This is a genomic window from Paraburkholderia sp. SIMBA_030 (assembly GCF_046535245.1).
Taxonomy (GTDB): domain Bacteria; phylum Pseudomonadota; class Gammaproteobacteria; order Burkholderiales; family Burkholderiaceae; genus Paraburkholderia.
Map to the genome: position 1 here is coordinate 218,285 of NZ_JAWRXB010000012.1, position 24,564 is coordinate 242,848.

At 61.3% G+C, this 24,564-nt stretch carries 26 protein-coding genes; 15 read left to right on the forward strand and 11 right to left on the reverse strand.

Annotated elements, in window-relative coordinates; genetic code table 11:
* Positions 1–119: 119 nt before the first annotated feature.
* The 3 genes from SB772_RS21955 to SB772_RS21965 form a co-directional block, all read right to left on the reverse strand.
* Positions 120–1,139: a class I fructose-bisphosphate aldolase gene (locus SB772_RS21955; protein ID WP_410835303.1), complete on the reverse strand. Its 1,020-nt coding sequence runs from the start codon at positions 1,137–1,139 to the stop codon at positions 120–122.
* Positions 1,140–1,249: 110 nt separating this feature from the next.
* On the reverse strand, positions 1,250–1,669 hold the full coding sequence (locus SB772_RS21960; RefSeq protein ID WP_410835304.1) for a secondary thiamine-phosphate synthase enzyme YjbQ: 420 nt from the start codon (positions 1,667–1,669) through the stop codon (positions 1,250–1,252).
* Between the two features lie 34 nt (positions 1,670–1,703).
* The gene (locus SB772_RS21965) at positions 1,704–2,024 is read right to left on the reverse strand and encodes a thioredoxin family protein (protein WP_410835305.1); all 321 of its coding nucleotides are present in this window, start codon (positions 2,022–2,024) and stop codon (positions 1,704–1,706) included.
* A gap of 211 nt (positions 2,025–2,235) precedes the next feature.
* Between SB772_RS21965 and SB772_RS21970 the strand changes: the two genes are divergently transcribed.
* From SB772_RS21970 to SB772_RS21980, 3 genes are all read left to right on the forward strand, one after another.
* Positions 2,236–2,535, forward strand: a complete 300-nt coding sequence (locus SB772_RS21970) for a DUF2628 domain-containing protein (RefSeq protein WP_410835306.1) — start codon at positions 2,236–2,238, stop codon at positions 2,533–2,535.
* Between the two features lie 202 nt (positions 2,536–2,737).
* Positions 2,738–4,060 carry a sugar efflux transporter gene (locus SB772_RS21975; RefSeq protein WP_410835307.1) on the forward strand — a complete coding sequence of 441 codons (1,323 nt, stop codon included), beginning with the start codon at positions 2,738–2,740 and terminating at the stop codon, positions 4,058–4,060.
* Positions 4,061–4,216: 156 nt separating this feature from the next.
* Entirely contained in the window at positions 4,217–4,921 is a 705-nt protein-coding gene (locus SB772_RS21980) for an HAD family hydrolase (protein ID WP_410835308.1), read from the forward strand.
* Positions 4,922–4,995: 74 nt separating this feature from the next.
* Here SB772_RS21980 and SB772_RS21985 read toward each other — a convergent pair whose 3' ends face one another.
* Complete coding sequence (locus SB772_RS21985; protein WP_410835309.1) at positions 4,996–5,532, reverse strand: ankyrin repeat domain-containing protein; 537 nt, start codon at positions 5,530–5,532, stop codon at positions 4,996–4,998.
* Between the two features lie 228 nt (positions 5,533–5,760).
* Between SB772_RS21985 and SB772_RS21990 the strand changes: the two genes are divergently transcribed.
* From SB772_RS21990 to SB772_RS22000, 3 genes are all read left to right on the forward strand, one after another.
* Positions 5,761–8,154, forward strand: a complete 2,394-nt coding sequence (locus SB772_RS21990) for a phosphoketolase (RefSeq protein WP_410835310.1) — start codon at positions 5,761–5,763, stop codon at positions 8,152–8,154.
* Between the two features lie 12 nt (positions 8,155–8,166).
* The gene (locus SB772_RS21995) at positions 8,167–9,318 is read left to right on the forward strand and encodes an acetate/propionate family kinase (protein ID WP_410835311.1); all 1,152 of its coding nucleotides are present in this window, start codon (positions 8,167–8,169) and stop codon (positions 9,316–9,318) included.
* Positions 9,319–9,505: 187 nt separating this feature from the next.
* Positions 9,506–10,138 carry a LysE family translocator gene (locus tag SB772_RS22000; RefSeq protein WP_410835312.1) on the forward strand — a complete coding sequence of 211 codons (633 nt, stop codon included), beginning with the start codon at positions 9,506–9,508 and terminating at the stop codon, positions 10,136–10,138.
* 14 nt (positions 10,139–10,152) lie between these two features.
* Here the strand turns inward: SB772_RS22000 and SB772_RS22005 are convergent, their stop codons facing one another.
* On the reverse strand, positions 10,153–10,344 hold the full coding sequence (locus SB772_RS22005) for a hypothetical protein (RefSeq protein ID WP_410835313.1): 192 nt from the start codon (positions 10,342–10,344) through the stop codon (positions 10,153–10,155).
* Between the two features lie 116 nt (positions 10,345–10,460).
* Between SB772_RS22005 and SB772_RS22010 the strand changes: the two genes are divergently transcribed.
* A complete protein-coding gene (locus SB772_RS22010; RefSeq protein ID WP_410835314.1) occupies positions 10,461–11,165 on the forward strand; it encodes a YceH family protein in 705 nt (234 codons plus the stop codon).
* Positions 11,166–11,312: 147 nt separating this feature from the next.
* Here SB772_RS22010 and SB772_RS22015 read toward each other — a convergent pair whose 3' ends face one another.
* Complete coding sequence (locus SB772_RS22015) at positions 11,313–11,831, reverse strand: SLATT domain-containing protein (protein ID WP_410835315.1); 519 nt, start codon at positions 11,829–11,831, stop codon at positions 11,313–11,315.
* 273 nt (positions 11,832–12,104) lie between these two features.
* Between SB772_RS22015 and SB772_RS22020 the strand changes: the two genes are divergently transcribed.
* The gene (locus SB772_RS22020) at positions 12,105–13,079 is read left to right on the forward strand and encodes an aliphatic sulfonate ABC transporter substrate-binding protein (protein ID WP_410835316.1); all 975 of its coding nucleotides are present in this window, start codon (positions 12,105–12,107) and stop codon (positions 13,077–13,079) included.
* A 78-nt stretch (positions 13,080–13,157) separates the two neighbouring features.
* Here the strand turns inward: SB772_RS22020 and SB772_RS22025 are convergent, their stop codons facing one another.
* Entirely contained in the window at positions 13,158–14,468 is a 1,311-nt protein-coding gene (locus tag SB772_RS22025) for an acyl-CoA dehydrogenase family protein (RefSeq protein WP_410835317.1), read from the reverse strand.
* 364 nt (positions 14,469–14,832) lie between these two features.
* Here SB772_RS22025 and SB772_RS22030 point away from each other — a divergent pair, with 364 nt between their 5' ends.
* The 7 genes from SB772_RS22030 to SB772_RS22060 all read left to right on the forward strand — a co-directional run bounded on the left by SB772_RS22030 (position 14,833) and on the right by SB772_RS22060 (position 20,061).
* Positions 14,833–15,099, forward strand: coding sequence for an ESPR domain-containing protein (locus SB772_RS22030; protein ID WP_410835318.1), 267 nt, complete (start codon positions 14,833–14,835; stop codon positions 15,097–15,099).
* A gap of 3 nt (positions 15,100–15,102) precedes the next feature.
* Entirely contained in the window at positions 15,103–15,543 is a 441-nt protein-coding gene (locus SB772_RS22035; protein ID WP_410835319.1) for a hypothetical protein, read from the forward strand.
* A gap of 42 nt (positions 15,544–15,585) precedes the next feature.
* The gene (locus SB772_RS22040; protein WP_410835354.1) at positions 15,586–17,340 is read left to right on the forward strand and encodes a ShlB/FhaC/HecB family hemolysin secretion/activation protein; all 1,755 of its coding nucleotides are present in this window, start codon (positions 15,586–15,588) and stop codon (positions 17,338–17,340) included.
* A gap of 106 nt (positions 17,341–17,446) precedes the next feature.
* Positions 17,447–18,028, forward strand: a complete 582-nt coding sequence (locus tag SB772_RS22045; RefSeq protein WP_410835320.1) for a hypothetical protein — start codon at positions 17,447–17,449, stop codon at positions 18,026–18,028.
* Positions 18,029–18,262: 234 nt separating this feature from the next.
* Positions 18,263–18,940: a CsgG/HfaB family protein gene (locus SB772_RS22050; protein WP_410835321.1), complete on the forward strand. Its 678-nt coding sequence runs from the start codon at positions 18,263–18,265 to the stop codon at positions 18,938–18,940.
* An 82-nt stretch (positions 18,941–19,022) separates the two neighbouring features.
* On the forward strand, positions 19,023–19,379 hold the full coding sequence (locus SB772_RS22055) for a DUF4810 domain-containing protein (RefSeq protein WP_410835322.1): 357 nt from the start codon (positions 19,023–19,025) through the stop codon (positions 19,377–19,379).
* Between the two features lie 10 nt (positions 19,380–19,389).
* A complete protein-coding gene (locus SB772_RS22060) occupies positions 19,390–20,061 on the forward strand; it encodes a DUF799 domain-containing protein (protein WP_410835323.1) in 672 nt (223 codons plus the stop codon).
* A 120-nt stretch (positions 20,062–20,181) separates the two neighbouring features.
* On the opposite strand, the gene SB772_RS22065 is transcribed toward SB772_RS22060, so the two are convergent.
* From SB772_RS22065 to SB772_RS22080, 4 genes are all read right to left on the reverse strand, one after another.
* Positions 20,182–21,087, reverse strand: a complete 906-nt coding sequence (locus tag SB772_RS22065; protein WP_410835324.1) for an ABC transporter permease — start codon at positions 21,085–21,087, stop codon at positions 20,182–20,184.
* A 1-nt stretch (position 21,088) separates the two neighbouring features.
* On the reverse strand, positions 21,089–22,003 hold the full coding sequence (locus tag SB772_RS22070; protein WP_410835325.1) for an ABC transporter permease: 915 nt from the start codon (positions 22,001–22,003) through the stop codon (positions 21,089–21,091).
* A 117-nt stretch (positions 22,004–22,120) separates the two neighbouring features.
* Positions 22,121–23,416, reverse strand: coding sequence for an ABC transporter substrate-binding protein (locus SB772_RS22075; RefSeq protein ID WP_410835326.1), 1,296 nt, complete (start codon positions 23,414–23,416; stop codon positions 22,121–22,123).
* 87 nt (positions 23,417–23,503) lie between these two features.
* Positions 23,504–24,562 (reverse strand): ABC transporter ATP-binding protein, encoded by a 1,059-nt coding sequence (locus SB772_RS22080; RefSeq protein WP_410835327.1) that lies wholly within the window; start codon positions 24,560–24,562, stop codon positions 23,504–23,506.
* Positions 24,563–24,564 lie beyond the last annotated feature (2 nt).

Sequence of the window (24,564 nt, forward strand, 5' to 3'; positions counted from 1 at the left end):
GCGTCCCAGCGCCTGAAGACCCGCGGCACAGCGTTTGCTGAGCCGCGGCGCAACTCGCTGAAGACACGGCCCGCCACGACTTCACGTTTCCCGGCACGGCGGACCGTTTGACGCTGCGGCTACTTCTTTTCCTGCGCCGCGTCGTACTGGCCGAGCGCTGCCGCGCCGTTCAGACGCGCGCGCTTGAGCAAGGCCTGCTGCGCTTCTTCGACGTTGCTTGCCTCGCCCTTCCAGGCTTGCAGCGGTGGTTCCTGCAACGCGCGTCCATACGAAAAGCTCAGATTCCACGGCAGTGGCCCGAGGCGATTCATTGCGTCGAGATTGGCCGTTGCCTGTTCCGGCGTCTGTCCGCCGGACAGGAACACGATGCCCGGCACCGCCGACGGCACCGTGCGTTTGAGAACCCGCAAGGTTTGCACGGCGATCTCCGCGGCGGTGGATTGTTGGGCGTGATCCGCGCCGGCCAGCACCATGCTCGGCTTCAGCAGGATGTGTTCGAGTACGACGCGATGTCGATGGAGCGCGTGGAAGACCTCGTGCAATACCGCCTCGGTCACTTCGGCGCTGCGCTCGATGGTGTGATCGCCGTCCATCAGCACTTCCGGTTCGACGATCGGCACGATGCCCGCTTCCTGCGAAATCGCCGCATAACGCGCTAACGAATCGGCATTGGCTTCGATCGCGAGCCGGCTCGGCAGGCTTGCCGTGATGTGGTAGACCGCGCGCCATTTGGCGAAGCGCGCGCCTTGCCGTTTGTAGTCGACGTAGCGTTTGGCGAGGCCGTCGAGACCCTCGGTGATTTCGTCGCCGGGCGCGAGCGCGAGCGGGATCTTGCCGAGGTCTACCTTGATGCCCGGCAGGATGCCGGTTTTGGCGGCGAGTTGGGGAAACGGCGTACCGTCGTTGGCTTTCTGACCGAGCGTTTCTTCGTAGAGGATTACGCCGCTGACGAACTCGCCCAGACCGGGCGTGGTCAGCAGCAGATTGCGGTACGCGCGACGGTTTTCCTCATTGGATTCGAGGCCGATTGTCTTGAAGCGTTTGGCGATGGTCGGGCCGCTTTCGTCGGCGGCGAGAAGACCTTTGCCGGGTTGAACCATCGCAGCGACGGTAGCCTGCAGTTCGCTATGGGTGCCCATGAGATATTGCTCCCTTTAAACCGGTTGGCGGATAAAGCAGTGCCGCAAACGCATTTGTCGATACACACTGCCGGTACTTCCTGCTGTAGTTCGACAGTGCCGGCAGCACATCATTCGCCGATCAGGTGCAGCACGATATCGCGCGGCTGCGTGTGACGGCGATGTTCGAACAGGTAAAGACCTTGCCACGTGCCGAGCACCATCCGGCCGTGCTCGACCGGCACCGACAATTGCACCTGCGTCAAAGCCGTGCGAAGGTGGGCCGGCATATCGTCCGGTCCTTCCGCATCGTGTTCGTAACGCCCGGCGTCTTCGGGCGCGAGGCTCGCGAAGTAGCGTTCCAGATCGCGTTGCACGGAAGGATCGGCGTTTTCCTGGATCAATAACGAAGCGGATGTGTGACGGCAGAACAGTGTCAGCAAGCCGGTGCCGATGGCCTGTTCGGCGACAAAGCGGCGCGCCTCGTCGGTGAATTCGACGAGACCGCGGGTGCGGGCTTTGATGCTCAAATGATGAATGGCTTGTCGCATGACATGCGCTCGGGTTTGCTCGCTTGCGTGCAGCTTAAAGCGATGCGAAGGCTTCGGCGATCTCGGTCGCGCTGGTGGGGCGCACTACGCGTGAGATTTCGGCACCGTCGCGCATGAAGATCAGCGTTGGCCATAGTTTGACCTTGAAGGAGCGGCCTAGCGGCCGGCCGGGGCCGTCTTCGATTTTTAGATGCCGGATGCCGGCGTGTGGTTCAAATGCTTTGGCGATCGATGCTTGCGCGCCCTGGCAGTAGCCGCACCAGCCGGTGCCGAACTCTAATACCGTGGCACCGGGGAGCATGTTTACCTCGGCGCGCGAGGGGGCCTTCTGTGAATATGCTGTTTGTGTGGGCATCGTTACACTCGATGTTTTTTACCTGTACAGGCAGGGGGCGTGTTGCCGATCGCAGGTTTTTTCGCCGATCGCGGATTTAGTTAGAGTAGCAGTTATGGCTTGGGGCGTCAGTGAGAGGGACAATGGGGTGTTTTTTTGTCCTTCAGGCACACAGTTAAAGGCGCCGAACAGGCAACAAACCGTCGGCGTGTCATCGCATTCAGGAAAGGAAATGAGAGAGAGGATCTACCTGCGTTACCCCGGCAAGGACGAAACCGTCGCGGTTGCCACCGGCTTCAGTTGGGGGGCGTTGCTGCTGGGTTTCGTGTGGGCGTTGTCGAAGAGAATGTGGTTTGCCGCCTTCATCATGTTGTCGGTCAATATCATGTTTTTCTTTACGGATTTCTGGGGCAGTGCGGGCGATCTGATCGGACTGGTGCTGTCAGTCCTGTTCGGCATCGCTTGCGGCGTCTATGGCAATCTATGGCACCTCCGGACGCTTGAAAAACGCGGTTACGTGGTTCTGCACTGATGTAAAGGCGAGAGCGGACGGTAAATAGTCTGCACCGCGCCGGCAGTTCGACAGTAACGGCGCGCATCGCGAATGTGGGACGCGGGGTGCGCGGGTTTACGCACAGGCGAGGTAGGCCGATAATGCCCCGTCGATCCGGCCACGAATTCTTTGGCGCCCATGGCGCCAGGCAGCGGCTCGTTTTCCCTGACCACCGCCAACCGTGTTGAAGACATCACGTTTTTTCGACCTGCTGCGCATCCATGGCTTCAAGCCGCTGGCCGCCGCCACACTCATGCTCGGTGTGGCGATGTCGTTTACCGCGCCGTATCTGTCGCTGTTCGGCGTCGAACGCGCCGGCATGACGCCACTCAGGCTCGGCGTATTCATGACGCTGATCGCCGCCAGCGGCGTGCTCGCGAGCACCTTCGCCGGCCGCTGGAGCGACGCGAGCGGACGGCATCGGCCATTGTTGCTGGCGTCGCTGGCAGCCGCCGCGCTCGGCTACCTATGTTTATGCGTCGTGCGTGACTACCGGCTGTTGCTGGTGGTCGGCATTGCATTTATCGGCGCGGGCGGCTCGGCCATCTCGCTGGTGTTTTCGTTCAGCCGCGCGGCGCTGCCGGTGCCGGATCAGGCGGAGCGCGCGTTCGCCAGCGCGACCTTGCGGACCATTCTGTCGGCGGCATGGGTGTTCGGTCCCTCGGTGGGCGCATTGGTGCTCGCGGCGAGCGGTTTCTATGGGCTCTTTCTGTTCGCCGCGGCAAGTTTCGCGATCTGCGCGACGATCGTCTGGCGCATGCAAGAGCCGCAAGGTCATCTGGGCGATCACACGGTGGAGGACACGGCGTCGGAGCCGTCGGCATCGATCACGGTGCCGCCGTTGACCGCGCCCGGCGAAGATGCGCATGAAGACTTGCCGGGCGTCGCGTCGCCGGGCGACATCCATCGCGCGGTGGCCGCGCTCACGCTGCTCGGCCTCGCCGCCAACGCGACCATGATCGTGCTGCCGCTCTACATCGTGCATGGCCTGAACGGCACGCATCTGGACGTGTCGATCATGCTCGGTCTCGGCGCATTGACGGAAATCCCGATGATGCTCGCGCTCGGCGCGAAATCGTCGGCGCTGCACAAGCCGAACTGGCTGGCCGCCTGCGCGGCGGCGCACGCGGTCTATTTCGTCGCGATGTCGCTGGCGGGGCACGTCAACGTGCTGATCCCGATGCAGATGCTCAACGCGTTCGTGGTCGCGGTGACGTCTTGCCTCGGCATGACCTATGTACAAGACCTGATGCCGGATTCGCCTGGCCGCGCCACCGCGCTGTTCTTCAACGCCGCGCGGCTTGGATCGATTCTGTCCGGCATACTGTCGGGGTTGCTGGTGCAGGCGTTCAGCTATCGCGGCACGTTCCTGTTCTGCGGTCTGCTGGCGCTCTGTGCGCTGATGCTGTTCGCGGTGCCGGGCTACCGCTATCCATTGATGTGGCGGGCGGTGCAGCGCTTTGTACGGTCGCAATATGAGAAGCTTCCGGCAAGGCCGGAGTAGGGGCGAACTGTTGGTTTGACAGCGGCGTTGACGGTGTAAGGCGACAGTCAGCCCATTCGATGCATCCGGCAGCGAGGCGCCGCGTATGCGCGCGGTGTGGCTGATGGTGCCCGCGGCGGTGGTCGATGGGCAAAAACGCTAATTCAAGGAGCCGGCATGGATGCGACGAAGGCTACGCCTCACGACGTCGTGTTTCTGTTCGATTGCGACAACACCTTGCTGGACAACGATCATGTGCTGGCGGATTTGCGCACGCACATGATGGGGAAATTCGGCGAGGAGAACAGCACGCGATATTGGGAAATATTCGAGGAATTGAGAAGGGAGCTTGGCTACGCCGATTATTTGGGGGCATTGCAGCGGTATCGGCAGGAGCACCCGCGGGATACGCAATTGCTGTCGATGTCGTCGTTTCTGATTGAGTATCCGTTTGCGAATCGGCTGTATCCGGGGGCGTTGGATGCGATTCGGCATCTGGCGACACGGGGGCCGACGGTGATTTTGTCCGACGGGGACGTCGTGTTCCAGCCTCGGAAGATTGCCCGGTCGGGGTTATGGGAGGAGGTCGAAGGGCGGGTTCTGATTTATATCCATAAGGAGCTGATGCTCGATCAGGTGATGGCGTGTTATCCGGCTCGACATTATGTGATGGTCGATGACAAGTTGCGGATTCTTACTGCCATGAAGAAGAGCTGGGGCGAGAGGTTGACCACGGTTTTTCCTCGCCAGGGGCATTACGCTTTCGATCCGAAAGAGGTGGCGGGGAATCCGCCTGCGGATGTGACTGTCGAGCGGATTGGCGAGCTTGCCGGTGTTGATATTGATCTGTTGATGAACAGTGGGACTATAGGCGGCGCTTAGTTTTTGCCTTTCGCGGCGGCATGGGTTGTGCGCCGTGAGCACACAGCCAAAAAGCGCCGCGAAGGCAAAAAACCTTAAGAACCGATGTCCTTCAACCGCGCGTGCGTATCGGCAGCCCCCATCCTGCTAGCCGCATCGAGCGGCGTCACCCCGCTCGCATCGCGGGCGCCAGGATCCGCTCCATGCGCAATCAGCAGATCGACAATCGCCGTGCGATTAAACATGGCAGCAATCATAAGCGCCGTGCGTCCATCCGGCGACGCGCCCTCGACATCCGCGCCGTGCGCAAGCAGAACCTCGATCACCGCCTCAAAGCCCTTAAAAGCAGCGCCAGCAATGGGCGTCTGCCCGTTATCATTGCGCAGGTTCGGATCGGCGCCACGCTCCAGCAGCACCCGCACCGCATCCACGTGTCCGTGATAACTCGCCAGCATCACGAGACTGTCGCCCTTGTCATTGCGCAAATTCGGCGGTACGCCTTTCTCGATCACCGACGCGAGCATCGCAGCATCGCCACGTCGGGCGAGTTCAAAAACTTCATGCGCCAGCTCGATCAATTCCTGATCGAGCTGCGGCCTGGCGGGCGGGGAAGAATCAGCGTGGTCCGTCAATGGAATCTCCTTGCAGTGAATCAGGCCGCCTCGGCGGCACCGGGAACATCGGTCAGAATACACATGTCGCGCTGCCAGCGCTCGCGCAGCGGCGCGCAACACCTTCGCGATGTCAAACGCGTGACAAGCCGGCCCGGCTTCCATCGTTTTTCCCCCGCCGGCCAGGGCACGACCCATCGCAGCAGCACCCGCTAACCCGCCTGACAGTCCTTTTCGAGGAGTGGCGCCATGGCTGAAACAATTCCCCTTCCGACCCCGCCCCAAACATTAGAGCCCGACACCTTGCGCAAAATGGATCGCTACTGGCGCGCCTGCAATTATCTGTCGGCCGGCATGATCTATCTGCGCGACAATCCGCTCCTGCGCGAGCCGCTCAAACCCGAACACATCAAGAACCGTCTGCTGGGCCATTGGGGTTCGGATCCGGGGCAGAGCTTCCTGCTGGTGCATCTGAACCGGCTGATCAGGAAGCTCGATCTGAACGTGATTTACATTGCCGGCCCCGGCCATGGCGCGCCGGCCACGCTGGCCCATTGTTACCTCGAGGGTCATTACTCGGAAATCTATCCGGACCGCAGCGAGGACGAGGCCGGTATGCGGCGCTTCTTCCGGCAGTTCTCGTTTCCCGGCGGGATAGGCTCGCATTGCACGCCCGAAACGCCCGGTTCGATCCATGAGGGCGGCGAACTCGGCTACAGCCTGTCGCACGGCTACGGCGCGGCGTTCGACAACCCCGACCTGATCGTCGCGGTCATGATCGGCGACGGCGAGGCGGAAACGGGGCCGCTGGCCACCTCGTGGCACTCGAACAAATTCCTCAATCCGATTCGCGACGGCGCGGTGCTGCCGGTCCTGCATCTGAACGGCTACAAGATCGCCAATCCGACGATCCTCGCGCGCATTCCCCACGAAGAACTCGAAGCGTTGCTGACCGGCTACGGTCACAAACCGTATTTTGTAGAAGGGGACGATCCCGACACGATGCATCAGCAAATGGCCACGACGCTCGAACAATGCATCGGCGAAATCCGCGCGATCCAGCAGCAGGCGCGCGCATCCGGTGATGCCTCGCGGCCGCGCTGGCCGATGATCGTGCTGCGCTCGCCGAAAGGCTGGACCGGTCCGAAGGAGGTCGACGGCCACAAGGTGGAGGGCTCGTGGCGCGCGCACCAGGTGCCGGTGCTCGACCCCGTCACCAATAGAGACAGCCTGAAGCTGGTCGAAGGATGGCTGCGCAGTTATGAGCCGGAATCGCTATTCGACGAAGCCGGGCGTCTGGTCGAAGAACTGCGCGAACTTGCACCGCAAGGCACGCGCCGCATCAGCGCGAATCCGCACGCGAACGGCGGCTTGCTGTGCAAGACGCTCGACCTGCCGCCGTTTCGCGACTACGCGGTAACGGTGAAAAAGCCCGGCCGCGCGTACACGTCGCCGACCGAGGTGCTCGGCAAGTTTTTGCGCGACGTCATGCGCAACAACATGACGAACTTCCGCGTGTTCGGGCCTGACGAGATCGCCAGCAACAAACTGACGGCGATCTACGCGGCGTCGGAGAAAACCTGGCTGGCCGGCACCGAGGCGAGCGACGCCGACGGCGGCGAACTCGCCATCGACGGCCGCGTGATGGAAATGCTGAGCGAGCACACCTTGGAGGGCTGGTTCGAAGGCTATGTGCTGACCGGCCGGCATGGGCTGTTCGCGACCTACGAAGCGTTCGTCCACGTGATCGATTCGATGTTCAACCAGCATGCCAAGTGGCTGGAAAAGGCCAAGTGCGATCTCGGCTGGCGGCAACCGGTGCCGTCGATCAACCTGCTGATTACGTCGCTGGTGTGGCGCCAGGATCACAACGGTTTCACGCATCAGGACCCGGGCTTTCTCGACGTCGTGACCAACAAGAGCCCGGACGTGGTGCGCATTTATATGCCGCCGGACGCGAACTGTCTGCTCAGCGTCGCCGATCATTGTCTGCGCTCGCGCGATTACGTCAACGTGATCGTCGCCGACAAGCAGCCGCATCTGCAATATCTGGACATGGACGCGGCCGTCACGCATTGCACCAAGGGCATTGGCATCTGGGATTGGGCGTCGACGGATCAGGGCGCCGAGCCGGATGCGGTAATCGCTTGTGCCGGCGACATCGCGACTATGGAAGCACTTGCCGCGGTGCAGATTCTGAAAGAGCGCTTTCCTGAGCTGAAGATGCGCTTCGTCAACGTGGTCGATCTATTTCGCCTGATGCCTGAGCGCGGACATCCGCACGGCCTGTCGGATCGCGACTTCGATTCGTTGTTCACCATCGGCAAACCGGTGATTTTCAATTTCCATTCTTATGCGTCGCTCGTGCATAAGCTGACGTATAACCGTACCAATCACGACAACCTGCATGTGCACGGCTATCACGAGAAGGGCAATATCAACACGCCGCTCGAACTGGCGATCATCAACCAGGTCGATCGCTTCTCGCTCGCCATCGACGTGATCGATCGCGTGCCGGCTTTACGCGGTGTCGGCGATCATGCGAAAGAGTGGCTGCGCGGGCAAATCATCGAGCATCTTGCGTATGCGCATGCCGAGGGTATCGATAAGGAAGAGATCCGCAACTGGACGTGGAAAGGCTGAGCGAGGCTTCATATGCAGACCGATGAGCGCACGCGGGAACCGACGATTCTGGTGTTGAACAGCGGTTCGTCGTCGCTGAAGTTCGGGTTGTTTACGCACTCGGACGATGACGAATCGTTGTTGCTGGAAGGCAGCGCGGAAGGCATCGGCCGGAACGATGGCCGTTTGCGGATCAAGTCGCCGGATGGTCGCGTGCTGGTGGAGCAGGAGCACGTGCTGGAGTCGCAAACCGACGCGTTGCAAAAGCTCTCCAGCGTGCTTGCGGAGCACCGGCATGCGCGGCCCGCAGCGGTGGGACATCGCGTGGTGCATGGCGGGCCGCATCTGCGGGCGCATCGGCGTTTGACGCCCGAGGTTCGGCAGCGCCTGCAGGATGCGGTGCATTTCGCGCCGTTGCATATCCCGCCTGCACTGGCCTTGATCGACGAGGCGTCGGCGATTTTCGGCGATGCGCAACATTTTGCGTGCTTCGATACCGCGTTTCATGCCACGCTGCCGCCGCGCGCGGCGCAGCTTGCGTTGCCGCGCCGCTATGTGGACGACGGCGTGATTCGCTACGGCTTTCATGGGTTGTCGTATGAATCGCTGGTGACGCGGCTTGGTGCCGATTTGCCGCCGCGCGCGGTGTTCGCGCATCTGGGCAACGGTTCGAGTTTGTGCGCGTTACAGGACGGTCAATCCGTGGACACGTCGATGGGTTTGACGCCGACAGGCGGCGTGCCGATGGGCACGCGCTGTGGCGATCTCGATCCGGGCGTGCTGCTGTATCTGTTGCGAGTGGAGAAGCTCGACGCGGACGCGCTCGAAACGCTGCTGAATCGCCAGAGCGGGCTGGCCGGTTTCGCGGATGGCGAGAGCGATATGCAGGCGCTCGAGAAGCGCGGCGCGGCGGGCGACGTTGATGCGTTGCTGGCGATCGATGCCTTTGCTACCGCTGTGCGCAAGACGATTGGCGCTTATGCGGCTTTGCTGGGAGGAATTGATTTGCTGGTGTTTACTGGCGGGATCGGCGAACACAGTACTGGGATTCGCAAGCGAGTGTGCGAGGGGCTTTCGTTTCTCGGGCTATCGGAGGGCGACCCTGCGGGGAAAGTGCGTGCGATTCACACCGAGGAGGAAAAGCAGATTGCCAGGCATTGCCGGAAGCTGTTGCAGGCGGGTTGACGCTATTTTGCTTTGATCGTAGTTCGGTCGGAGACACCGGCGAAGCCAAACAGGCGAGATACGTCTTCGAGTGCTGTGGTTTTTTGCTGCGCTCGCTGGCGTTCACCTTGCAGGGTGATCCTGCCATGGTCGACTTTTGTTATATTTGGCGGCACTGCCTGCGTACATTTTCCCAGAGGAGTTTGCTGTGCCCGCTGCCACAACGCTGCTTGCCTTCGCCCTGGTTTCATTCGGCATGGTGCTCACGCCCGGACCGAACATGATCTATCTGATCTCGCGTTCCCTCTGCCAGGGCCGGCGTGCGGGGCTCGTGTCGCTCGGGGGTGTCGCGCTCGGCTACGTGTTCTACATGTTCTGCGCCGCCTTCGGCATTACCGCGCTGCTGCTGACGGTGCCTTATGCGTATGACGCGTTGCGTTTTTGCGGTGCGCTCTACCTGCTGTATCTGGCCTGGCAGGCGGTCAAACCCGGCGGACGCTCACCGTTCCAGGTGCGCGATCTGCCGCACGACAGCCGCCGCAAACTGTTCACGATGGGACTCGTGACGAACCTCGCGAATCCGAAGATCGCGGTGATGTATCTGTCGCTGCTGCCGCAATTCATTTCGCCGGGGCACGGCAGCGTGCTGGCGCAGTCGATCGCGCTCGGCTGCGTGCAGATCGTGGTGAGCGTCACCGTCAATGCGCTGATTGCCGGCATGGCCGGTTCGATTGCCGGGTTTCTCGCCGGACGTCCGGTCTGGCTGCTGGTGCAACGCTGGTTGATGGGCACCGTGCTCGCCGGGCTCGCGGTACGGATCGCGTTCGATTCGCGCCGTTGAATGCCTCATGGCGATCAGTTGGGAAGGTAAGCCGCGTTCTCCGTCACATCGAAAAGCAGGGCTTGAACACGTCCGACTTTCCCATCGACAACCCGTTTGTCGAATCGCCTGGCGTGACGCTGATTCGGCATCGTGTCGTAGTCGAGCTGTACCGTGCCGGCGATGCGGTCTTCGCTCGCCGCGGGCCGTTGCCGAAAATCGTACACAATGGGCGGCCGGGCCGTTTATCATAGGGCTCACAAACCAAAAACGCCGCTCGGCCATGCGACGGTACGCACGCCGCGACCCACTCGAGCCGGCGGCGCCTGCCGCGACATCATCCATGAACTCCACGCCCAACGCTTTTTCCCGTCCGTCCATCCGCGCGCTGACGCAACTCGAAGGGCGCGTGCTTGGCGTGCTGGTCGAGAAACAGCACACCGTACCGGACAGTTATCCGCTTTCGCTCAACGCGCTGACCTTGGGCTGCAACCAGAAAACCGGCCGCGCGCCGGTGATGAACGCGACTGAAGCTGAGGTGTTGACGGCCATCGACGGCTTGAAGCGTCTGAGCCTGGTGCTGGAGGGCAGCAGCAGCCGTGTGCCACGGTTCGAGCACAACATGAATCGTGTGTTTGGATTGCCGGGCCAGTCGGCTGCTTTGCTCACCACTTTGCTGTTGCGCGGCCCGCAGACCGCGGCCGAGTTGCGATTGAACAGCGCGCGCTTGCATGGTTTTGCGGACATCTCATCGGTTGAGGCATTTCTCGACGAACTCGCTGCCGGTGAACCTCCGCGCGTGGTGAAGCTTGCCCGCACGCCGGGCGAGCGGGAGAACCGCTGGATGCATTTGTTGTGCGGCGAGGTCAGCGCCGGTGATCTTGCCCAACCGGGCGGGGATGACGATCTGGTGCCGTTGTCGGCGTTCGAAGCTGTTAAGGCGGAGCAGAAGCGGCTCGCTGAGGAGGTGAGTCGACTTCAGGCGGTGGTGGGGCGGATGGCCGCGGAATTGGGGATTAGGCTCGACGATCTCGAAGGGCCGGTGTAAATCGCCTGCTCCGTTGGGCTTTATTTGATTTTTGCCGGTGCGGCCAAAAAACGCCGGAAAATCATGCCGATTGGGGGCGTATCAGGTGCGGGTCCGATTGTGCTGGCGCCGAGCTTAAGTGATGCTCAAGCGCACTGCGTTGCGCGCTCAATCATCGCGGCTTCTTTCCGTGTTGCCGGACAGGGTGCGTTGCGTACGATAAAAAACCGCCGGCGGCACGTTCGGCGAATCTTCCGCCAGCCGGTCCAGTTCGTCGCGAATTGCCGTGAGGTAGTGACCGTCGCGCGCATCGGCGTCGCCGGCAAAGATCGCTTCAAGCCTGCGCCGCACGGCGCCGTACCTGGCGCCGGCGGCACGATGCTTTTCCGCGCGCTCGGCAAATCGGAAGAAGGTTTGCAGCGCGGCAGAGACCGCGGCCGTTACGCTCACCAGACCTACGATGATCCTGAGCACCGGTGAGACGGCCACCGCATTCAGGGACGCAAACACCGCGGTGCCGACAAAGGCCGTCAGCGCGGTCACCAGCCAGCCGACGCGGCGGTCCCGCGCGGACAGCAGATCGGCCATGTCGTAATGGCTCATCTGGGATTCACGCGCGCGCCGGATCCACTTCAGCAGAAGCGCGTCTTCGTCGACCGGCGGTTCGTACGCAGTCAGGTTCTTCATGTGGCTGTGATAGTTGTCCAGTTCCGCAAGCGTGGCGCATGCGCTTGACGATACTGTGCCACATGCCGGTGATGAGATGAACCCCGTCCCGGTGGGTGCAATCAGGCAAGCAGTCTTCGCACGCGAGGAATCACCTGTTCGGCAAAGCTGCGCATGCCGGTCTCGATCTGCTATTCCAGTTTCTGCCCATATCGATCGATGAAATCGGTCTTTGGCAGTGCGTCGACCTTTTATATATTGGGCGATTCCACATACCCTCATGGACCTCGATCGATGCACCTCGCCTTCTCCGACTCCCGAAGCCTGCGGCGCCTTTGCGTGTGCCTGATGCTGATTGGCGCCGTGCTTTCCGCCGGCTTTGCGCAGGCCAACGAAACAGTGTCGATCAGCTATCAGCGTTCATCGACACTGTTCATTCTGCTGAAACGAACCGGCGCGCTGGAGAAGAAGCTCAACGCGCTCGGCTACGACGTGAGCTGGCACGAGTTTTCGACAGGCCTGCTGCTATCGCTCAACGCCGGCAGCGTCGATCTCCACGCGGATGTGGCCGACGCCTTCGCGCTCTTCGCGCAAGCCGCCAACGCGCCGTTGACGTACTACGCCGAAGAAACGTCGGCGCCTAACGCCCAGGCGATCATCGTGCCGCCGGATTCGCCGATTCATACGGTGGCCGATCTGAAGGGCAAACGGGTCGCGGTTTCCAAAGGTTCGGGCTGCAATTTCCTGCTGCTGTCCGCGTTGGCCAAAGCGGGTCTGACAATCGACGACATCCAGGTGCGCTATCTGCAAGCACCTGACGCGCTCGCTGCATTCCGCGGCGGCAACGTCGATGCGTGGGCCATCTGGGATCCGTTCCTCGCGGCGCAGCAGCGCGAAGCGCATGTCCGCGTGATCGCGGACGGCGGTGGCGGCGTCGCGCAATACAACCGTTTCTATACGGCAACGACCGCGTTCGCCGACAAACATCCGGACGTGCTGCGAGTCGTATTCGACGAGCTGCAAGCGACCGGCAAGTGGGTCAAGGCGCATCCGCACGACGCCGCGCAGATTCTCGGCCCGGTGTGGGGCAACATTCCCGCGCCCACCGTCGAGCTGGCCAACGGCCGCCGCAGCTACGACATCGTGCCGGTCAGGCGCGATCAGCTGGTGGAGCAGCAGCGCATCGCCGACGCATATCACGCGGCCGGACTGATCCCCGCCGCATTGAAAGCAACGGACATCCGCATTTGGACGCCGCCGGCGAAGTAATCGGCGCGTGAGTGCAGCGCGGCCGGATAATGAAAGGCCGCGAAAGCGGCCCGAGTTGTTTTAGCTTGCGTGATCGGGCTATTGACTTGATGCCGTCTGTCGCGCTACGCCGAAGCGTTCGTTATGCGCGGTCCCATTCAGATAGAAGTTGCCGATCGCGGCCTCGCGAACGATGGCCGGATTGTGCGACGCCAGCACGCGTGCATTTCGCCAGTAGCGATCGAAGCGGCGCGCCTCGCTGGTCGCCGAAGCGCCGCCCACTTCGAACAGCAATGTAGCGGCTTCCAGCGTTTGCTCGATGACGATCTGCTGCGCCTGGAAGGTCTGGATATCCAGGCGGATATAGGTTTGCTCATCGGTGCGGCCTGCCTGTCGCGCGACCGAGACTTCATCGATTGCGCGCGCGAGCGACGTGCTGATGCTCTGTGTCGAATAGGCGAGGCTCGCAAGGCGGCCGACTACACGATGCACCAAAGGATTGTCGCGTGGGCTGGATTCACCTGGGATGCCGAAGATTCTGGTTTTCCCCTGCGTGAACGCGACGGCATCGCGCAGCGCCGCACGGCTGATGCCGGCGAGGTTGGCGACATGCAGCGCCTGATAGTAAGCGGTGAGCAGGCTGTTGCGGCGCGGCTCGGACGCGTTATAACGGCGGTACAGGTTCTCGGGCGCGACCGGCACATGGTCGAAACGCGCCGTGCCGCTGCCGGTGAGACGTTGCCCGAAACCGTCCCAATCGTCGATGCGGACGAGGCCGGGCGTATCGGTTTTGACCAGCACGCGGACGTCGCTCTGACCGTCGTGGGCGGTGACGTCGACCCAGTCCGCGTAGAGTGCGCCGGTTGTGTAGTACTTCTCACCGTCGAGATGCCACGTGTCATTGGTTTGGCTCAGACGTACGCTGTTGTTGGTGACGCCGGTACGTTCGGAAACGGCGCCGCCGACGATTTGACCTTGCGCGATGCGTGTCAGCCAGCGGTCGCGAAGCGGTTCATCGCCATTTTCCAGCAGCGATTCGATGAAGCCGCCATGTACTCGCAGGATCTGCGGGAGATTCGAGTCGGCTTCGCCGAGTCGCGTGACTAACGCAAAGAATTCTGTGAGTGCGATGCCGTCGCCGCCATATTGTTTCGGCACGCGAAGCTTTGTGTAGCCCGCTTCGCGCAGCCATTCCACCGGTGCGTAGGCTAGTTCGCGATTTTGCTCACGATGGATTGCGCCTTCGGCGATTCTGTTGAAGATCGGCGCGAAGCGGCGGGTCAGGTCGTCTTCGCCGAACAGGCGGGTTGTATCCGCGATGGGAGTGGAAAGGCGGGTTTGGCCTTGCTCGCCGGATGGGGCCGCGCCCGGCCCGGTTTGTGTGAAGGCACGGGATTCGATTGCTGTCATGGAGTCTCCGAAACGGGATAAGAGCAATGCGAGATGCTCAATCCGCTAACGGTAAGGGAGGCGTCGGGTGGCGGGCAAATAAGGATTTGCCAGATTCTCAGCAGCGGCGAAGAAATGGTTTTTTGCTTTGGCGGCGCCGTGGCTGTTGTGTCTTCGGCGGTGGCCTTTCCTCGACGCAACGCCTTCCCGTTTCACCGGGACGGCCACGGTCCACACGACAGTCGCAATGGGATTAATCCGATTTCCCAAATTCGTTGTTGTCCGACGACGTTTGACAATGCTTGACTTGATTATTACGAATTGCTTTCGGTAACCTTGCGCACCATCTGTCACGATCCGTTGTGAGAACAACGAAACAAGAAGAATGAACAAGAACGCTTTCCGGCTGGTGTTCAGCCGACGCCTCGGGATGCTCGTCGCCGTAGAGGAAACGGCGAGCGGCGCAGGCAAGACCAGTCAGGGAGAAACCGCAGGCCCGGCATCCACCGCTTCGGCTTCAGCGGCTGGCCGGCAGGGGTTCCGGTTTGCGTTGCATGCTGTCGCGTTCGCCGTACTGGCGCTGGGGCTCGGCGGCGCGATGTTCGCCCCGCTGGTCGTCCATGCGCAGATCGTGCCGGGTGGCGGAGCGTAATACGTGGGGAATCTAAAAATCTGGATTGGTGGGGTACTAGTGCTGGCGTTTGCGTACCTCTTCTTTCATGACGTACTGGTCAAAAACCCAACAGACGTCTCACGCAAGTTCAATTTGATGAAGTCTGACAGTGACTACATGCTTGGGATGGGTGGAGACGTGGTGTTTCGAAAGGATTTGGATCGTGGAAGCTCAGCGTCCATAACGCGCGGCGTCAGCGCAGACTCATGGTCTGACCAATTATTTGAAAAATATCGGGTAGCCCTTCAGGGGCGAGGATGGAAAGTCAGGCAGCACGCCGACCATGAAAAATGGGAAGCATGCAAGCTTGGTGTACTAGCCACACTCGACATGAAGCCGGAGTTCTTTCCCGCGCTCTCCGCCAACACATATGGGATTCGCTTCGAGTACAGCGCATCGAGCATTCGCGAATGTGGTCCGTAAGCGAAAAGAACTTCCGGTGACCAAGACTGTTAGATGACTACGATGAAAATCAGAAAGAGGCTGGCGGCCTTGCCGCTCACAGCCCTAGTAACGCTCGCGTCCAACGCGCAGCAGGCGCCGACGCCCGCCGATACGGCCGCCGCAGCACGCGCGAATGCCGAACAGAACCAGCAGGTCCAGCAGCAGCGTGAGGCGCAGGAACGCGAGAAGACCATCAGCGCGCCTTCGGTGCGCTCGACCGTGCCGAAGCCCGGCGCGTATCCCGACCTGCCCGTCGAGCAGCCGTGCTTCCGCATCGGGGCGTTCGCGCCGGAAACGCCCGAAACCCTGCCGAGGGTCGTGCGTGCGAAGGGGGCCTCGGCACTGCCCCAGGACCCGTTTGCATTCGCCCGCGACTGGCTCGCCTACTACACCGGCCAGTGCATCGGCAAACAGGGCCTCGACGTGATCGTGAAAGGATTGCAGCAGACGATCCTCAGTCGGGGTTACATCACGACGCGGGTGCTGCTGCCCGAACAGGACCTGTCGTCCGGCACGCTGAAGCTGGCGCTCGTGCCCGGCGTAATCCGGCAACTGGCCTTCGCCGATCCTGATACGCGCGGTACGTGGAAGACCGCGTTCCCGGCCCGTGCCGGCGACCTGCTGGACCTGCGCGACCTCGAACAGGGACTGGAGCAGATGAAGCGCGTCGCGAGCCAGGACGTGGACATGAAGATCGAGCCGACCGACACGCCCGGCGAGAGCGATGTCGTGATCGCAGTGAGGCGCGTGAAGCCCTGGAGCGTCGTCGCGTCAATCGACAATTCAGGCTCACGTGCAACCGGCAAACTGCAGGGCAACCTGAGCGTCGGCCTCGACAACCCGCTGGGACTGAACGACATCCTCACGCTTGGCGCGAACCAGGATCTGGAGTTTGACGACAAGGGGCTCGGCTCGCACGGCTTCAACGGCTCGTATTCGGTGCCGTGGGGCTACTGGACGGCGACGCTCTCGGGCAATACGAACACGTACTACCAGCAGATCGCGGGCGTGAACCAGACATTCGTCTCCAGCGGCAATGCGCAGACGGCGGGCCTGAAGCTGCAACGCGTGATCCACCGCAGCCAGACTGACGTGTCGGGCGTGGAGTTCCAGCTGACGAAGCGCTTCGGCGCCAGCTTCATCGATGACACGGAAATTACGCAGCAGAAGCGCGACAACACGTTCTTCGAGGCGGGGCTGACCAACCGGCATTACTTCGGCGCCGCGCAGTTCGACGGCACGCTCGCGTACCGCCAGGGCATCAACGAATTCGGTGCGACACCGGACCCGTACGACACCGGCCCGACGTACCGTTTCCACATGGCGGTGCTCGATGCAAACCTGTCGGTGCCGTTCGCCATCGCGACACAGAATTTCCGGTATGTGACGACGGTGCACGGCCAGTTCACGAACGACACGCTGTTCTTCATCGATGACCTGACGATCGGCAGCCGTTACACGGTGCGCGGCTTCGACGGTGAAACGCTGCTCGCCGCGGAGAAAGGTTTTTACTGGCGCAACGAACTTCAGATGCCGATCGGCCAGACCGGACAGTCGCTGTATGCAGGGATCGACTACGGCCACGTGTTCGGCCCGAACACGGCGTTTCTCGCCGGCACGCAACTGGCGGGTGCGGTGATCGGCGTGCGCGGCAGGGTGCCGGCGAAATACGGTGCGTTCGCATACGACCTGTTTGCGGGCACACCGCTGTATAAGCCGTCAGGCTTCGATACGGCACGGGTGACGGTCGGTTTTCAGCTGACCGCCCAGTTCTGACTGGTCATGCCTGAGTGTCCCCTCGGCCTCAGGCATTTGGCGCAACGGCTTCGGTCGCTGCGCATTTTTTCTTCAAGGTGTTTCCTTTCAAGGTGGGTGAAAAAGCATGATGAAAAGACAAGGGGTATTGCTGGCAAGCCTGATGGGTATCGCAATGCTTATGGCGGCATGTGGGGGGCACGATGGGAATGGCAGCAATCCCGCCACGGGCCAGAGCGTGGACGACGCTCAATCGACGACGCCACAGCCGGCCGCTTTTTCCTGTCCTGCCGGATACAAGAAATTTGATCTCGCGGACGGCACTGTCCCGAACGCCGACGTGTCCATCATCACGGATGATGGAATAGCGATGTTTACGTTCAGGACGCCGGCAACCGGAAGAACAGATGTTGCCGTGTGCCTCGGCAAGCCGGACCCAGTTCCGGCTGGCGTTCAGGCGGACTACGTGTACGAGTTGATCGAGCATGGAGACATAAAACAATTGCTGGATCGCAGGCTTACACTGAATTTCACGACCGACGTAAGGCCAACGCGCACGCCGACGAGGATTGAGCAAGCGAAGATAACCGACGGTGCGGTGACGTATTTGCCCGTGATTGACGGGCCGATTTATGTCGCCCCGCCCAACTATAGTCTTGTAGCAAAACCGAATGAGGCTGGGCTCTATGTGGTCCGGTTGACCCAATAGGGTCGCTGCCATTTGGACGGCTTCGCGCACCAGCTATTTGCCGGTATGCCCCCTCTACAAGCCGGCGGATTTTCCGACCGCACACGTGACGGTGTGTTTCCACTCACCGCGCAGTTCTGACATGCGTATGGGACTGCCTGATCGCCCCTACGCGCCAGGCATGTCGTCGCTGGTCCAGATTGCCGGACGCGCGCATTTTTAAAACTAACTCACTTCTCCAACGGAGCCATACAAATGAAACCATCCATAAGGTCCGCTGCCCTGTCTGTGGCAACTGTCGCCGTCATCCTGAGCGGCTGTGCGACCGAGACCTCGCGCACGCTGGCTGTGCCGGAGGTCAGTGCCGCGCAGATACCGTTCACCGGCAGTCCGGTCCAGATCGCCGTCGGCAAGTTCGATAACCGTTCGAGCTACATGCGCGGCATCTTCTCCGACGGCGTGGACCGGTTGGGCAGCCAGGCGAAGACGATTCTGGTCACCCGTCTGCAGCAGAGCCGGCGCTTTAACGTGCTCGATCGCGAAAACCTCGACGAGATCAGGCAGGAAGCAGGCTTCCTGAAAAAGGCGCAAGCCGTGAAGGGCGCGAACTACGTCGTGACCGGTGACGTAACGGAGTTCGGCCGCAAGGAAGTCGGCGACCAGCAGTTGTTCGGCATCCTCGGGCGCGGCAAGAGCCAGGTTGCCTATGCAAAGGTGAACCTCAACGTCGTCGACACGACGACGTCCGAAGTCGTGGTGTCGAGCCAGGGCGCGGGCGAATTCAGCCTGTCGAACCGGGAAATCATCGGCTTTGGCGGCACGGCCAGCTACGACTCCACACTGAACGGCAAGGTGCTTGATCTCGCGATCCAGGACGCGGTGAACCATCTGGCCGGACAGGTCGATGCTGGCGCCCTGAGGGCGGCCCGCTAGGCGCGTCGGGCTATTACAGGGTACTTGATTCAACCACCAGTCTTCAATCACAGGAATGACAATCACGATGAGACACAGGACCATGAAACGGCGCACGTGGCTGCCGGCAATGGCAGCCGCCGTTATGCTCTCCGGCTGCGCGGGCAGCGGGCAGACCCCGCCGCTCTATCAGTGGACCGGCTACCAGCCGCAGGTCTACGAGTACTTCAAGGGAACCAGGAGTTCGCAGGAACAGGTTGATGCACTGGAAAAGGCGCTCCAGGAAATCCAGGCGAAAGGCGATACGCCACCACCTGGCTTTCATGCCCACCTCGGGATGCTCTACGCGGGCATCGGCAAGGGAGACCAGGCCCAGCAGGAATTTCAGACCGAGAAGCAGCTGTTTCCGGAATCGTCAACCTACATGGATTTCCTGACAAAGAAATCCACCCAGCGATAAGGACGCAGCCATGCGCAGATTTCTTTCTCTCAGATTCCTGTTCGCGCTGTCGATGGCCGCGCTGCTTACCGCGTGCGCGGCTCCTGTGCAGCACGCCGACTATACGGCGTTCCGCAAGAGCCAGCCGCGCTCGATTCTCGTGCTGCCACCGCTGAACGAAACGTCCGACGTGCAGGCGACGTACGGCATGCTGTCGCAGATGACGCAACCGCTGGCTGAATCCGGTTATTACGTCGTGCCGGTCGCCGTGATGGACGAGACTTTCAGGCACAACGGCCTGGCCACGCCGGTGGATATCCAGGAGGTCTCGCCCGCAAAACTGCGCGAGATCTTCGGTGTCGACACGGCGTTGTATTCGAAAGTCACGCAGTACGGTTCCACGTACAGGGTGATCGACAGCACGACGGTCGTCGCGGCCTCGGCGAAGCTCGTTGATCTGAAAACGGGCGATGTGTTGTGGCAGGGCACAGGCCGCGCGACCGGCAAGGAAGTTGGCATGAACGTCAACGTGGGTTCCGGGCTGGTTGGCATGCTGGTGCAGGCGGCCGTCAAGCAGGTTGCCCACACACTGACGGACGAAAGTCACGATGTGGCGGCGTTGACGAGCACCCGCCTGCTCGGCGCCGGACCGCCGAACGGCCTGCTGTATGGTCCGCGCTCGCCGAAATACGGCACCGACTGATACTGGGCGTGCCTGTTCATGTGCGCGGCACGATACAACGTTGCCGCGCACCTCACACCACCTGGAAGACAAGCCTGTTACGACAGCGGAAGCCATCGGCGGCTTTGTTGGGGGAGAAACCTACCTTATTCCACTAACCGCCCGCCTCCGCGCCAACCCCCGCACTGCGAGCAAACAAACAACCATCACGGTAAGTGACAAAACCGTAGTCACAGTCCCAAGCGCATAAATCACGGGTGTAGTCACCGAAGTGGTGAGCCCCTGCAACTCCAGTGGCAAAGTATTCTGATCACCGATAGCCTGCGAGGTACGAGCAATCTCATCCCATGAAAGAGTGAACCCGAACATGGCGACGCCGACCACCGAAGGTCCGATGATTGGCAGAACGACATGCCGAAAGCTCTGCCACGGCGTGGCGCCCAGGTCCCTTGAAGCCTCCTCATAAGCCGGATTGAACCGGTTAAAAACGGCGAACATCACCAACAAACCAAAAGGCAACGTCCAGGTGAGATGCGCGCCAAGCGCAGAGGTGAACAACCCCATCGAAGTGGTATAGCCATCGGCGAAAGACTGATACCCCCATGCGGCGGCGAGATACTTGACACCGTTATCCAGCAAGCGAAACGTCAACCCAATCCCAAGCGAAACAATGATCGAGGGCATGATGAGGCTGGCGACAGACACATAAAACACCGCCGTATCGCCCCGAAAGCGCCTGCGAAAAGCCAATCCCGCAGCAACGGAAAACAGCACAGTGAGAACTGTGACAGCCAAAGCGAGCCGCACGGATCGCCCAAATGCGGCCCAGATATCGACGTCGCCGACACCGTCGCGCAACACGGCAAACCAGTGCAGAGAAACACCACGCATCGGAAACGTGAGTCCGCCCTCAGGCCCCTGAAAGGACAGAATAAAAATTGTGATGACCGGTCCATACAAAAACAGCACGAACCCCCCGAACAGCAATGCGAGCCAGTAAAAGCTCGCTGCACGATGCTCGCGATGTTTGAGGCGAGTAGCCTGCATGTCAAAGCTCCTTCCGGATGTCGACCACCCGCGTCAAGCCCCACACAATCATCAACACGACTACAAGAAGAATGATCGCGTTAGCCGCCGCAGCGGGAAATTGCAGGTAGCCGGTCTGAACCTGAATGATCTTGCCGACCGAAGCAATCTGCTGACCGCCCATCACGCCCACGGTCAAAAAATCGCCCATCACGATCGTGATCACGAAGATCGAGCCGATCACGATCCCGGTCTTCGACAACGGCAACACCACGTTACGAATCACCTGCCAGCCACTCGCGCCGGCATCGCGCGCGGCTTCGAGCAATGAGCGGTCGATGCGCATCATCGCGTTGAAAATCGGCACGATCATGAAAAAGGTGTACAGGTGGACGAATGCCAGCACCACCGAAAAATTCGAATAGAGCAGCCATTCGAGCGGCCGGTCGATCAGATGCGCGCCCAGCAGTGCCTGATTGACGAGCCCGTTGCGGCCGAGCAGCGGCATCCACGAAATCATCCGGATCACGTTCGAAGTCCAGAACGGAATCGTGCAGACGAGGAACAGCACCGTCTGCATACTCGTCGTGCGCACGTGGAACGACAGGAAGTACGCGATCGAAAAACCCAGCAGCAACGTGACGGCCCACACGATCGCGCAGAACCTGAGCGTGGACCAATACGTCTTGAACGTCACGCAGACATCCGTCATCGACGAGCAGCCATTGAAAATCGCCGCGTAATTCTTGAGCGTGAAGGCCGGAATGATCTGGTATTCGTTGAAGTCCCAGAAACTGACGATCAGCGTGATGACGAGCGGCACAATGAAGAACAGCACAAACGTCACCGTGAGCGGGGTGGCCTGCAGCCATGCCGGCGCGCGCCGGTGCTTGACGGCTTCATCCTGCGCGTGGGAGGGAAAGTCGATCGTTGCCATGGGCGGTATCCGAGGATTTACTGCGGCGGATTCACTGCGGTGGAATTCCAGCGCCGTCGATAATGCTGCGGCTGCCGGCGCGCGAGGCGCCGGCAGCGTGTCAACCCGCTACGGCGATCAAGCCGCGATGAACTCGTTCCACTTCTGCACCATATAAATGTTCTCGTCCATCACCGCATTCCAGCAGGCAATTGCGCCCATCCGCTGGTTGTACGAGCCGCCGTCGCGCACGGTGCCGGCCTTTTCGAGCAACTGGCCGTCCGGCGCCTTGATGTCCTGGGTGGCCGGCTTGCCTTCGATCCAGTAATCCCACTCGTAAGCTTGCATGTGGGCTTTCGCGGTTTCGAGCACGCCCGAGTAGTAGCCCTGGCGCATCAGGTAAGCGCCGGCCCAGCCGTTCTGGAACCAGTTGACGAACTCGTACGCGGCATCGAGCTTCCTGCCTTGCAGCGAGCGCGGAAAGCCGAAGCCCGATGCCCACGAGCGGTAGCCTTCCTTGAGCGGCTGGAACGTGCAGGCGACACCCATGGTGCGCACCTTCGTCACTGCCGGCGACCACATTGACTGGATCACCACTTCACCGGAGGCCATCAGGTTCACGCTTTCGTTAAAGTCCTTCCAGAACGCGCGGAACTGGCCGGCGCGTTTGGCTTCGATCAGAATCTTGATGGTCTGGTCGATTTCGGCCTTCGTCATATTGCCCTTGTCGCCATACTTGACGTGCCCCATCGCCTCGATCGCCATCGCCGAATCCATGATGCCGATCGCGGGGATGTTGAGCAGCGCCGCCTTACCCTTGAACTGCGGATTGAGCAGTTCGGCCCAGCTGTTGATCGGGCGCTTGATCAGGTCGGGGCGAATGCCGAGCGTATCGGCGTTATACGTCGTGGGAATTAGCGTCATCCACTCGGTGGGTGTCGCGGAGAATTCGGTGGAGCGCGGACCGGTCAGGAACATGACCTTCTTCGGCGCGGTACCTTGATCGCCGATCTTCTTGCCGTTCACTTCGCCACGCGTAAGTACCGGCGTGATCTTGTCGGCGAGCTTGATCCGCTTTGCGTCGAGGCCCGCGAGCGTGCCGGCCGGAATCAGCTTCTTGAGCGCAAAATATTCGGTGTCGACAATGTCGAAGGAGTTCGGCTGCGTGATGATGCGCTTGGCGACGTCGTCGGTGGTCACCGGCACGTATTGAATCTCGATGCCGGTGTCTTCCTTGAATTTCTTCGCGATGTCGGCGCTTTGGTTGACCGCCGTGCCGAGGTAGCGCAACGTGATTTTCTCTTGCGCATGCACGTACGGAAAGCCGGCAATACCGGCCGCCGCCACCGCGCCCTTGATGAACGTGCGGCGCGACAGGCCTTTTTCCGTCGGCTCGGATGCGGCCGCTGCCGGGCTCTCGTTCGCTTCACTCATTGCTTTCTCCTCAGTTGACGCTCGGTTGACGTTCCAGTTCATCAGACGTTCTCTTTACCGCCATATAGCGCGATACCGTGCAAACGCTCAAGCTGCCAGCGGGTGGGCGTCCTGTTCGTTCCACCAGACCACCACGCGCGCGTTGGGACCCAGCCGCGCCGGATCGTAATCGCCGTCGCTCACGAGCGAGATCAGTTCGGGTGAGCCGTCGAGCGGGTCGAGTGTCACGCGCAAATGGGTGCCCTGGTATTCCGCTTCGCGCACCGTGCACGGCACGCCGCCAATTCGCGTGAGACCGCTTTCGCCGCCCGCCGTCTGGACCGGCGTCACGCCGTGCGGGACCACGCGCAAATGGTCGGCGCGCACGGTAAACAAGCGGCCGTTCGTATTGAATACGTTGTGGCCGCCAAGAAAGCGCGCGACGAACTCGGTACGCGGACGGTTGAAGACTTCGTGCGGCGACCCGCTTTGTTCGATGCGGCCATGGCTCATCACGACCACCAGATCGGCGAGCGCCATCGCTTCTTCCTGCGAGTGCGTGACATGCACGAAGGTGATGCCGAGTTCTTTCTGCCAGCGCTTGAGTTCGGCGCGCATCTGAACCCGCAGGAATGGATCGAGCGCGGACAGCGGTTCGTCGAGCAACAGGCAGCCGGGCTGATTCAGCAACGCACGCGCGAGCGCCACGCGCTGCTGCTGGCCGCCCGATAGTTGCGCCGGTTTGCGTTCGGCATACGCCGACATCGCGACGAGCTCCAGCAGTTCGCCTGCACGTTTGCGGCGCATGTCCTTAGCGACGCCGCGCATCTTCAGGCTGAACGCGACGTTATCGAGCGCGCTCAGATGCGGGAACAGCGCATAGTTCTGAAACACCATGGCGGTGCCGCGGGCGGCGGGCTCTTCGCGTGTGACGTTGCGGCTCGCGATCAGGATGTCGCCTTCGGTGACCGATTCATGCCCGGCGATCATGCGCAAGGTCGACGTCTTGCCGCATCCGGATGGCCCGAGCAGACAGCAGTACTGGCCGCCCGCAATGCGCAGATCGATCGCGTCGACGGCGAGCGCGTCGCCGTATTGCTTCGACACGTGCACCAGTTCGATATCGGCGGCTTTGGTTTCGAGCACCGTTGAAGCAGGCTGAATCATGA

Excerpts from the sequence above, each read along its gene's own strand:
- SB772_RS22050 (WP_410835321.1), top strand. The coding sequence starts at position 18,263 with ATGAAACCATCCATAAGGTCCGCTGCCCTGTCTGTGGCAACTGTCGCC.
- SB772_RS22045 (WP_410835320.1), top strand. The coding sequence starts at position 17,447 with ATGATGAAAAGACAAGGGGTATTGCTGGCAAGCCTGATGGGTATCGCA.
- SB772_RS21960 (WP_410835304.1), bottom strand. The coding sequence starts at position 1,669 with ATGCGACAAGCCATTCATCATTTGAGCATCAAAGCCCGCACCCGCGGT.
- SB772_RS22020 (WP_410835316.1), top strand. The coding sequence starts at position 12,105 with ATGCACCTCGCCTTCTCCGACTCCCGAAGCCTGCGGCGCCTTTGCGTG.
- SB772_RS22025 (WP_410835317.1), bottom strand. The coding sequence starts at position 14,468 with ATGACAGCAATCGAATCCCGTGCCTTCACACAAACCGGGCCGGGCGCG.
- SB772_RS22070 (WP_410835325.1), bottom strand. The coding sequence starts at position 22,003 with ATGGCAACGATCGACTTTCCCTCCCACGCGCAGGATGAAGCCGTCAAG.
- SB772_RS21980 (WP_410835308.1), top strand. The coding sequence starts at position 4,217 with ATGGATGCGACGAAGGCTACGCCTCACGACGTCGTGTTTCTGTTCGAT.
- SB772_RS22015 (WP_410835315.1), bottom strand. The coding sequence starts at position 11,831 with ATGAAGAACCTGACTGCGTACGAACCGCCGGTCGACGAAGACGCGCTT.
- SB772_RS22065 (WP_410835324.1), bottom strand. The coding sequence starts at position 21,087 with ATGCAGGCTACTCGCCTCAAACATCGCGAGCATCGTGCAGCGAGCTTT.
- SB772_RS21965 (WP_410835305.1), bottom strand. The coding sequence starts at position 2,024 with ATGCCCACACAAACAGCATATTCACAGAAGGCCCCCTCGCGCGCCGAG.
- SB772_RS22075 (WP_410835326.1), bottom strand. The coding sequence starts at position 23,416 with ATGAGTGAAGCGAACGAGAGCCCGGCAGCGGCCGCATCCGAGCCGACG.
- SB772_RS22040 (WP_410835354.1), top strand. The coding sequence starts at position 15,586 with ATGAAAATCAGAAAGAGGCTGGCGGCCTTGCCGCTCACAGCCCTAGTA.
- SB772_RS21955 (WP_410835303.1), bottom strand. The coding sequence starts at position 1,139 with ATGGGCACCCATAGCGAACTGCAGGCTACCGTCGCTGCGATGGTTCAA.
- SB772_RS22030 (WP_410835318.1), top strand. The coding sequence starts at position 14,833 with ATGAACAAGAACGCTTTCCGGCTGGTGTTCAGCCGACGCCTCGGGATG.
- SB772_RS22055 (WP_410835322.1), top strand. The coding sequence starts at position 19,023 with ATGAAACGGCGCACGTGGCTGCCGGCAATGGCAGCCGCCGTTATGCTC.
- SB772_RS22080 (WP_410835327.1), bottom strand. The coding sequence starts at position 24,562 with ATGATTCAGCCTGCTTCAACGGTGCTCGAAACCAAAGCCGCCGATATC.
- SB772_RS21995 (WP_410835311.1), top strand. The coding sequence starts at position 8,167 with ATGCAGACCGATGAGCGCACGCGGGAACCGACGATTCTGGTGTTGAAC.
- SB772_RS21970 (WP_410835306.1), top strand. The coding sequence starts at position 2,236 with ATGAGAGAGAGGATCTACCTGCGTTACCCCGGCAAGGACGAAACCGTC.
- SB772_RS22010 (WP_410835314.1), top strand. The coding sequence starts at position 10,461 with ATGAACTCCACGCCCAACGCTTTTTCCCGTCCGTCCATCCGCGCGCTG.
- SB772_RS22060 (WP_410835323.1), top strand. The coding sequence starts at position 19,390 with ATGCGCAGATTTCTTTCTCTCAGATTCCTGTTCGCGCTGTCGATGGCC.
- SB772_RS21990 (WP_410835310.1), top strand. The coding sequence starts at position 5,761 with ATGGCTGAAACAATTCCCCTTCCGACCCCGCCCCAAACATTAGAGCCC.